8 protein-coding genes are annotated in these 8,668 nt (G+C 72.8%); 5 read left to right on the forward strand and 3 right to left on the reverse strand.

Going from position 1 to position 8,668, the window contains the following annotated elements; genetic code table 11:
- The first annotated feature begins 1 nt into the window (after position 1).
- From ACFWJO_RS14260 to ACFWJO_RS14280, 5 genes are all read left to right on the forward strand, one after another.
- On the forward strand, positions 2 to 931 hold the full coding sequence (locus ACFWJO_RS14260; protein ID WP_386864997.1) for an ATP-binding cassette domain-containing protein: 930 nt from the start codon (positions 2 to 4) through the stop codon (positions 929 to 931).
- Complete coding sequence (locus tag ACFWJO_RS14265; protein WP_386864998.1) at positions 918 to 3,011, forward strand: YhgE/Pip family protein; 2,094 nt, start codon at positions 918 to 920, stop codon at positions 3,009 to 3,011. The genes ACFWJO_RS14260 and ACFWJO_RS14265 overlap by 14 nt, the downstream gene beginning before the upstream one ends.
- Positions 3,012 to 3,047: 36 nt before the next feature.
- On the forward strand, positions 3,048 to 3,656 hold the full coding sequence (locus tag ACFWJO_RS14270; protein ID WP_384422029.1) for a TetR/AcrR family transcriptional regulator: 609 nt from the start codon (positions 3,048 to 3,050) through the stop codon (positions 3,654 to 3,656).
- Positions 3,657 to 3,973: 317 nt separating this feature from the next.
- Complete coding sequence (locus ACFWJO_RS14275) at positions 3,974 to 4,588, forward strand: DUF4126 domain-containing protein (RefSeq protein WP_386864999.1); 615 nt, start codon at positions 3,974 to 3,976, stop codon at positions 4,586 to 4,588.
- A 10-nt stretch (positions 4,589 to 4,598) separates the two neighbouring features.
- Positions 4,599 to 6,032 carry a phytoene desaturase family protein gene (locus ACFWJO_RS14280; RefSeq protein WP_386865000.1) on the forward strand — a complete coding sequence of 478 codons (1,434 nt, stop codon included), beginning with the start codon at positions 4,599 to 4,601 and terminating at the stop codon, positions 6,030 to 6,032.
- A gap of 7 nt (positions 6,033 to 6,039) precedes the next feature.
- Here the strand turns inward: ACFWJO_RS14280 and ACFWJO_RS14285 are convergent, their stop codons facing one another.
- From ACFWJO_RS14285 to thiE, 3 genes are all read right to left on the reverse strand, one after another.
- Complete coding sequence (locus ACFWJO_RS14285; RefSeq protein ID WP_386865001.1) at positions 6,040 to 6,810, reverse strand: hypothetical protein; 771 nt, start codon at positions 6,808 to 6,810, stop codon at positions 6,040 to 6,042.
- 51 nt (positions 6,811 to 6,861) lie between these two features.
- Positions 6,862 to 7,779 (reverse strand): methylenetetrahydrofolate reductase [NAD(P)H], encoded by a 918-nt coding sequence (gene metF, locus ACFWJO_RS14290; RefSeq protein WP_386865002.1) that lies wholly within the window; start codon positions 7,777 to 7,779, stop codon positions 6,862 to 6,864.
- A gap of 118 nt (positions 7,780 to 7,897) precedes the next feature.
- On the reverse strand, positions 7,898 to 8,548 hold the full coding sequence (gene thiE / locus ACFWJO_RS14295; protein WP_386865003.1) for a thiamine phosphate synthase: 651 nt from the start codon (positions 8,546 to 8,548) through the stop codon (positions 7,898 to 7,900).
- Between the last annotated feature and the right edge of the window lie 120 nt (positions 8,549 to 8,668).

Consider the following 8,668-nt stretch of genomic DNA (forward strand, 5'->3'; position numbering starts at 1 on the left):
CGTGGACGCGAACCCGGACGAGCCGTACGGCGCCGCCGTCGTCGCGGACGGATTCGGCCTGAAGGGCCCGCGCGGCTGGGCGTTCCGCGGGATCGGCTTCGAGGCCGCCCCCGGAACCCTCGTCGCCATCGAGGGCCCGTCCGGCTCCGGCCGTACCTGTCTGCTGCTCGCGCTCACCGGCCGGATGAAGACCCACGAGGGCCACGCCGACGTGGGCGGCCTCCGGCTGCCGCGCAGGATGGCCGCCGTGCGCCGGATCGCGGCGCTGGGCCCCGTACCGGGCGTGAGCGACCTCGACCCGGCCCTCACCGTGGCCGAGCACCTGCGCGAGCGGGCCCTGCTCCAGCGCCGCTTCGACGGCTCGCTGAAGGCCCTGCTGCGTCCGGCGGGCGAGCGCGCCGCCACCGCCCGGGCCCGGATCGACGAGGCACTGACCGCCGCCGGCCTGGACCTCGGCGCGCTGCCGAAGGGCGACCGGACCTCCGTACGGGACCTGGAGCGCCTGGAGGCGCTGCGGCTCTCCGTCGCCCTCGCGCTCATCGGCCGGCCCCGGCTGCTCGCCCTGGACGACACGGACCTCAAGCTGTCCGACGCCGACCGCGCCGAGGCCTGGGACCTGCTGCGCTCCGTCGCCGCCTCCGGCATCACCGTCCTCGCCGTGTGCAGCGAGGCCCCGGAAGGCGCCCTCCGCGTCTCCACGGCCGCCACCGCCACGCCCACGGTCACAACCACGGTCACAACCACGGCCACGGCCACGGCACCGGCCACGACGACGAAGACCGACACCACGGCCCCGGACACCGCGGACACCCCGGCCACCGCCGCCCCGGCCACCGACACCACGGCCACCGACGAGGCCCAGGCCGAAACCACCGAAGACGACACGACCGCCACGAAGACCGAGAAGGGGGACGCCGGTGCGCTCGCATAAGCTCGCCGCGCTCGAGCTGAAGCGGTTCGGCAGGGGGAAGCTCCCGCGCGCCGCGATGGTCGCGATCCTGCTGCTGCCGCTGCTGTACGGCGCGCTGTACCTGTGGTCGTTCTGGGACCCGTACAGCAGGCTCGACAAGATCCCCGTCGCCCTGGTCAACGAGGACAAGGGCGCCACCACCGGCGGGCAGAAGGTCACCGCGGGCGCCGACATCACCGAGAAGCTGCGCGAGAGCGCCGTCTTCGAGTGGCACGAGGTCAGCGACGAGGACGCCCGGAAGGGCGTGGAGGACGGGACCTACTACCTCTCCCTGACCATGCCGGCCGACTTCAGCGAGCGGATCGCCTCCAGCTCCGGCGACTCCCCCGAGGCCGGAGCGCTCAGGGTCCGCACGAACGACGCCAACAACTACATCGTCGGCCAGATCTCCCGCACGGTCTTCTCCGAGGTGCGCACCGCCGCCTCCACCAAGTCCTCGCGCACCTTCCTGGACAGGATCTTCATCTCCTTCTCCGACCTGCACGACGCCACCGCCGAGGCGGCCAAGGGCGCCGGCGACCTCAAGGACGGCGCCGACAAGGCGAAGGCCGGCTCCAAGAAGCTGGCCGACGGCCTGAAGGACGCCAAGAAGGGCAGCGGCGACCTCGCCTCGGGCATCAAGAAGCTCGACAAGGGCGCCAAGGACCTGGAGGCAGGCTCCCGGAAGGTCGCCAACGGCACCCAGCAGCTCGCCGACAAGGTGAACGCCAAGGCGGACCAGGTCCGCCCGTACCTGGCGAACAACGGCAAGTCGATCCGCGACACCGCCCGGCTGGTCTCCGACTCGGCCACCGCCGTCCGGCACAACCTGGACGACCTGGTGCGCCGTGCCCCGGTCGCCCGCGAGGCCGCCCACGTGGCCGACGACGAGCTCTCCGCGTACTACCGCAAGCAGTGCGTGACCAACCTCGACCCGCTGAAGGACGCCAAGGGCTGCGAGCTGCTCAAGAAGGCCTCGGTCACCGCCGGCGACGTCGCGAAGATCGCCGACGACCTGCACGAGCTGACCAAGGACAGCAAGGGCGACCTGAAGACCCTGGACGCCCGGCTCGCCAAGCTCAAGAAGGACGCCGACGAGCTGGCCCGGCGCGCCCCGCACCTCGACGAGGACATCGAGGGCGCCATCAGGAAGATCAACGAGCTCAACAAGGGCGCCCACCAGGTCGCCGACGGCGCCGGCCGGCTGCACACCGGCCTCACCAGCGCCCGCACCGGCTCGTCGAGCCTGGACACCGGCGTGGGCCGGCTCAAGAAGGGCGCGGGCGAGCTCGACGGCGGCCTGTTCAAGCTGGCGGACGGCTCGGGCGAGCTCGCCACCGGGCTCAGCGACGGCGTGAAGAAGATCCCCGACTACGACAAGCAGGACCGCGACCGCCGCACCGAGGTGATGGCCGACCCGGTCAAGCTCGCCGCCCAGTCGATGCACAAGGCGCCCAACTACGGCACCGGTTTCGCCCCGTACTTCATCCCGCTCTCCCTCTGGGTCGGCGCGATGGTCGCGTACATGATCATCCAGCCGCTCAACCGGCGTGCCCTCGCCGCCGGCGCCTCCGCGTGGCGGATCGCGCTCGCGGGCTGGCTGCCGGTCGCCGCGATCGGCGTCCTTCAGGTGGGCGCGCTGATGTCCGTGCTCCACTGGGGCCTCGGTCTGCAGATGGCCAGGGCCGCCGGCACGGTCGGCTTCCTCGCCCTGGTGACCTGCTGCTTCGCCGCCATCATCCAGTGGCTCAACGCCCGCTTCGGCGCGGCCGGACGGATCCTGGTGCTCGCGGTCCTGATGCTCCAGCTGACCTCGGCGGGCGGCACCTACCCCGTCCAGACCAGCCCGGGCTTCTTCAACGCGATCCACCCGTACCTGCCGATGACGTACGTCGTCGAGGCGCTGCGCCGGCTCATCACGGGCGGCGGCATCGGGCCGGTCTGGCAGGCGGTCGCGGTCCTCACCGCCTTCACGGTGGGCGCGCTCGCGCTGACCGCGGTCTCCGCCCGCCGCAAGCAGGTGTGGAGCCTGGACCGGCTCCACCCCGAACTGTCGCTCTAGGCCGGTACCCTCCGGCGGACCTGTGAGAATCGAGCCATGGACAGCAGCAGCACCAGACGGCAGGCCACCCGCGCCAAGCTCTACGAAGCGGCCGTCACCCTGATCGCCGAGCAGGGCTTCTCGGCGACCACGGTCGACGAGATCGCCGAGCGGGCGGGGGTGGCCAAGGGCACGGTCTACTACAACTTCAAGAGCAAGACCGAGCTCTTCGAGGAGCTGCTGCGGCACGGCGTCTCGCTCCTCGCCGCCTCGCTGAGGGCCGCGGCGGAGGAGACCGCCGGACGCGGCGGCAGCCGGGTCGAGGCGCTGGACGCGATGATCAGGGCGGGCCTCGTCTTCATCCAGCGCTACCCGGCCTTCACCCAGCTGTACGTGGCCGAGCTGTGGCGCACCGGACGGGCCTGGAACTCCACCCTCCTGGTGGTCCGTCAGGAGGCCGTCGCGGTGGTCGAGGACGTGCTGCGGGAGGGTGTGGCGGCCGGCGAGCTGAGCGAGGAGATCGACGTCCAGCTGACGGCGGCCGCACTGGTCGGCATGGTCCTGGTGGCCGCGCTGGACTGGCAGGCCTTCCAGAGCGAGCGCTCCCTGGACGACGTGCATGCCGCGCTCTCGCGTCTGCTGCACGGGCGCGTGAGCGGCTGCTAGGGCCTGTCCCGCCGGACGGGCCCCAGGCGCACCGGACGGAAAAGGCGCCGGTCCGGCGAGGCTCGATCCCCCCGAGCCTCGCCGGACCGGCGCTGTGTCGCGCTCCCCTCGCACTTCCGTGCGCCCCCGGAGAGCAACCCCCGTTCCCCCGTGCCGGCAGGTGCGCGACCCCGTTCCGCCGCCCCGTGCCGGCGGTCCCGGAGCCGCGCCCCTTCCGTGCGGTCCACTCTCCCTTCCGCGCAGGTCACGGCCCATCCGCATCCCTACTCATCTCGCCCTCTAGGTACGGGTACTCAGAGCTGGCTACGATCGCGGACGTGTCCGTACTCCCCCTGGTCTTCACGAGCGGCTGGGCGAGCGGGATCAACGCGTACGCGGTGGTCCTGCTGCTCGGTGTCTTCGGCGCCACCGGCCTCAGCGACGAGGTGCCCGAGGCACTGCAACGGCCCGACGTCCTGATCGCCGCCGGCGTGCTGTTCCTGTGCGAGGCGGTCGCGGACAAGATCCCGTACGTCGACTCCGTGTGGGACTCGGTCCACACGGTGATCCGGCCCGTCAGCGGCGCGGTGGTGGCGGCGCTGCTCGCCGGGCAGTCCGGTTCGCTGCCCGAGCTCGCGGCGGGCGCGGTCGGCGGTTCCACGGCCCTGATGAGCCACTTCGTCAAGGCCGGGACCCGGATGGCGATCAACACCTCGCCGGAGCCCTTCTCCAACATCGCGGTGTCCACGGCCGAGGACCTCGCTGTCGCCGGCCTCATCACGTTCGCGATATTCCATCCCGTCGCGGCGGCGGTCATCGCGGCCGTGCTGCTCCTCCTCGGCCTGGTGATACTCGCCTTCCTCGCCCACCACATCCGCCGCTTCCGGCGGCGCAGGGCGCAGCGGCGGGAGGAGAAGCGCCTGGCCGACCGGGCTGTCGGCGGGGGCGGCTAGAGTCCCTGACATGGCACGGATTGTGGTGATCGGCGCGGGGCTCGGCGCCATGGCGGCAGCCGCACGGCTGGCCGTGGCGGGCCACCGCGTGACGGTGTACGAGAGCGGCGAGACGTACGGCGGCGGCGTCCGCCGCTTCACGCGCGACGGCTTCGGCTTCGACACCGGCCCCGGTCTGCTGCACCTGCCCGCGGTCTACCGCGACCTGTTCGTCAAGACCGGCAGGCAGCCGCTCGAGGAGTGCGTGACGCTCCGCCAGGTCGATCCGGCGAGCCGTCACGTCTACGCCGACGGGACCCGCGTCGACCTGCCCAACGCCTCGCGTGCCGGGACCGTCTCGGCCCTGGACGCGGCGCTCGGCGCGGGCGCGGGCGAGCGGTGGGGCGACTTCCTCGTGCGGGCCCGCGAGGCCTGGGACCGCACCCGCCGGCCGCTCCTGGAGGAGCCGCGGCCGGCCGATCCGACGCCGCTGGGCCGCGAGCCCTACCCGGCGCCCAAGGCGGGCCTGCTGCGCCGCCCGACGACCACGCTCGCCCAGGTCGGCACCCGCGAGCTGCGCGACCCCCGGCTCGCCGCGCTCCTCGACTCGTACGCGTGGGGCTACGGCTTCGACCCGGCGACCGCGCCGGCCGCGGCGGCCGTGCTGCCGTACATGGAGCAGACCTTCGGCAGCTGGTACGTGGCCGGCGGCATGCGGGCGCTGGCGGACGCGGTGTACGAGCGGTGCGTGCAGCGGCGGGTGGAGTTCGTCTTCGACGCGCATGTGGCGGAGGTCCTGGAGAAGGACGGGAAGGCCCGCGGGATCCGGCTGGCCGACGGGGACACGGTGGAGGCCGACCACGTCGTGTCGGGGGCACCGGTGCCCCTGCACCACGACGAGGACCGGATGCTCCCGCCGGACGGCGCGGAGCTCCGGCCGTTCCGCCCGGACGCGACCGGCCGCGTGACGGTCTGTCTGGCCCTGCGCGGGGCCCGGGAGTCCGGCGCCGTGCACCGCACGGTCGTGCACGCCTCCGCCGGCCTGCCGACGGTCACCGTCCTGCGGCCGGACGACCCGGAGCTGCGGCCCGACGACGCCCACGAGTCGGTGACGGTCACGGCGACCGTCCGCACCGGGGCCGGGCAGGACTGGGCCGCGGTGGCCGAGCGGATGGTGCGGCAGGCCGAGGCGGCCGTGCCTCGGCTCCGCGAGCGGCTGCTCTGGCAGGAGGTGCGCACGCCGGAGCACACGCTCCGCGAGACCGGCGTCGCCGAGGTGCCCGGGCCCGCCCTGGCGGGTGCGAGCGGGCGGTACCTCCCGGCGGGCAACGTCTCCCTGCTCCCCGGCCTGTACTTCGCCGGAGGCTGGTCCCACCCCGGCGGCGGGCTGGCGCACGCCGGGATGTCGGGTGCGCTGGTCGCCGGGCTGATCGTGGAGGGCGCGGACTTCCGCGGCTCGCAGTGACGTCCCGTCAGTAGCGGTAGTGCTGGTCGTCGCCGTAGCCATACTGCTGCTGTTCCTGGTGCTCGGTGTCGCGCTGCTGCGGCACCCACACGCCGCCGGGCGGGGTGTCGTAGGCGTACGAGGGGGCGTACGGGTCGGCGTACGGCTGCTGCGGGTACGCGCCGTACTGCTGGCCGGCGTCGGTGTACGACTGCTGGCCGATGTACGGGTCGGAGTAGGCCGCGTACTGCTGCTGGCCGCCGGTGCCGTAGTCGTACGCGGGCTGCTGCTCGTAACCGGCGGCGTACGGGTCGGCGTACTGCGGCTGCTGGTGCTGCTGCTGGTCGTAGGTGGTGCCGTAAACCGCGTACTGGCCGGTGTCCTCGGGCATCGGCTCGGGCTCGTAGACGGCGGTGGTCCCGTCGGCGGCGAAGCCGTCCGGGTCCGCGGCCCGGTCCACCGGCTCGTACGCGAGGTCGCTGACCTCCAGGGTCGGCCCCTCCTTCGCGGCGGGACCGGACCTGCGGCGGCGGCTCGCGCCCGGGCTGCCGCCCAGGGCCCAGCCGGTGGAGAAGCCGCGCCGGAAGGACAGGGTGACGTAGGTCTGGCCGACGGCGAAGGCGATCGCACCGGCGATGATCACCAGAACGGAGGGCAGCAGTACGCCGAGGACGACGCTGAGGAAGCCGCCGAAGGCGAGCAGCCGCCAGCGCAGCCGCGCCTTGTACTGCAGCAGCACCTCACCCAGCAGCCACAGCGCCACGACACCGAATGCGATGTAGAGGACCGTCCACCACATGCCCGCCCCTCTCCTACGGCCTCCGCCGCGGGTAGGGGCGGGTACGACCGGTCACGACTGCTGGTGCAGTCCGAGATTCTCGTAGATCTCGAGCGTCGCCCTGGAGTTGTTCAGCGTGATGAAGTGCAGCCCGGGGACACCCTCGGACAGCAGCCGCGCGCAGAACTCCGTCGCGAACTCGATGCCCATGGAGCGTACAGCGGCCGGATCGTCCTTGACCGCGAGGATGCGTTCTTTCACATTCTGCGGGAAGAGGGCGTTGCTCAGGACGGGCAGCCGTTCCAGGGTCCTGACGCTCACCACGGGCATCACCTCGGGGATGATCGGCGTCTCGCAGCCGGCCTTCTGCACGCTGTCCCGCAGCCGCAGATAGGCCTCCGGGTCGAAGAACATCTGGGTGATGGCGTAGTCGGCGCCGGCCTTGCACTTGTCCACGAAGTGGCGGACGTCGGTGTCCCAGTCCGTGGAGCGCGGGTGCATCTCCGGGAAGGCGGCGACGCCGACGCAGAAGTCGCCCGACTCCTTGATCAGCCGGACGAGGTCGGCGGCGTAGTGGACGCCCTCCGGATGGGCGACCCACTCGCCGAGCGGGTCGCCCGGCGGGTCGCCGCGCACGGCGAGCATGTTCCGGATGCCCGCGTCGGCGTACTGGCCGAGGATGTTGCGGAGCTCGGCGATCGAGTGGTCGACGGCCGTGAGGTGGGCGACCGGGGTGAGGGTGGTGTCGGAGGCGATCTTCTGGGTGGCCTTGACCGTGCCGCCGCGGGTGGAGCCACCGGCGCCGTAGGTGACGGAGACGAAGCTGGGGGCGACCGCTTCGATCCGGCGCATGGCGTTCCAGAGGCTCTGCTCGCTCTTCTCGCTCCGGGGGGCGAAGAACTCGAAGGAGTACGAGGTGCCACCGGAGGCGAGGATGTCGCGGACCGTGCGTGCACGGTCCGAACGGACGGAAGCGGTACCAAGGGCCATACGGGCAGGTTAGACGGGGTCCAGGAGCGAGTGAAGTCGAGTCCGCGTTGTGGACACGTTTCAGGACACCGCGCACAGGTCACCCGGGCCGCGTGACCACGATGTGGACGGCGGGGCTTCAGGCCAGGCGCTCGCGGACCCGCTTGGCGAGGGAGGCCGTGGCGGCGGCGGGGTCGTCGGCCTCGGTGATCGCGCGGACCACGACGATCCGCCGGGCGCCCGCGTCGAGGACCTCGTCCAGATTCGTCTCGTCGATGCCGCCGATGGCGAACCAGGGCCGGTCCTGGGCCAGGCCGGCCGCGTACCGCACGAGGTCGAGGCCCGGCGCGTACCGCCCGGGCTTGGTCGGGGTCGGCCAGCAGGGGCCGGTGCAGAAGTAGTCCACGCCGGGCTCGGCGGCGGCCGCGGCCACCTCTTCCTCGGCGTGGCAGGAACGGCCGATCAGCACCTCGTCGCCGAGGATCGCCCGGGCCGCGGGCACGGGCAGGTCGCCCTGGCCGAGGTGGAGCACGTCGGAGCCGATGGCGTGGGCGACGTCGGCCCGGTCGTTGACGGCGAGGAGCTTGCCGTGGCGGCGGCAGGCCTCGGCGAACACGGCGAGGTGCTCCAGCTCCTCGCCGGCCTCCATGCCCTTGTCGCGGAGCTGCACGATGTCGACGCCGGAGGAGAGCACGGCGTCGAGGAAGGCGGGCAGGTCGCCCTGGCGCTTCCGGGCGTCGGTGCACAGGTAGAGCAGGGCGTTGGCGAGCTGCGCGCGAGGCGTGGGCATGTGGGTCCCCCCGTCGGGTGGTGCCGGTGCCGGGCCGCCGGCCGGAGTCTGCCGGCGGCGCGGCACCCCTGGTGGTGTTTTCGGTGTCGCTTTGCGAGCGTACCTCGGACGGCGGCTGCC

It is taken from the genome of Streptomyces sp. NPDC127092, from assembly GCF_042722475.1.
GTDB lineage: Bacteria > Actinomycetota > Actinomycetes > Streptomycetales > Streptomycetaceae > Streptomyces.

Excerpts from the sequence above, each read along its gene's own strand:
- ACFWJO_RS14285 (WP_386865001.1), bottom strand. The coding sequence starts at position 6,810 with ATGTGGTGGACGGTCCTCTACATCGCATTCGGTGTCGTGGCGCTGTGG.
- thiE (WP_386865003.1), bottom strand. The coding sequence starts at position 8,548 with ATGCCCACGCCTCGCGCGCAGCTCGCCAACGCCCTGCTCTACCTGTGC.
- ACFWJO_RS14280 (WP_386865000.1), top strand. The coding sequence starts at position 4,599 with ATGGCACGGATTGTGGTGATCGGCGCGGGGCTCGGCGCCATGGCGGCA.
- metF (WP_386865002.1), bottom strand. The coding sequence starts at position 7,779 with ATGGCCCTTGGTACCGCTTCCGTCCGTTCGGACCGTGCACGCACGGTC.
- ACFWJO_RS14270 (WP_384422029.1), top strand. The coding sequence starts at position 3,048 with ATGGACAGCAGCAGCACCAGACGGCAGGCCACCCGCGCCAAGCTCTAC.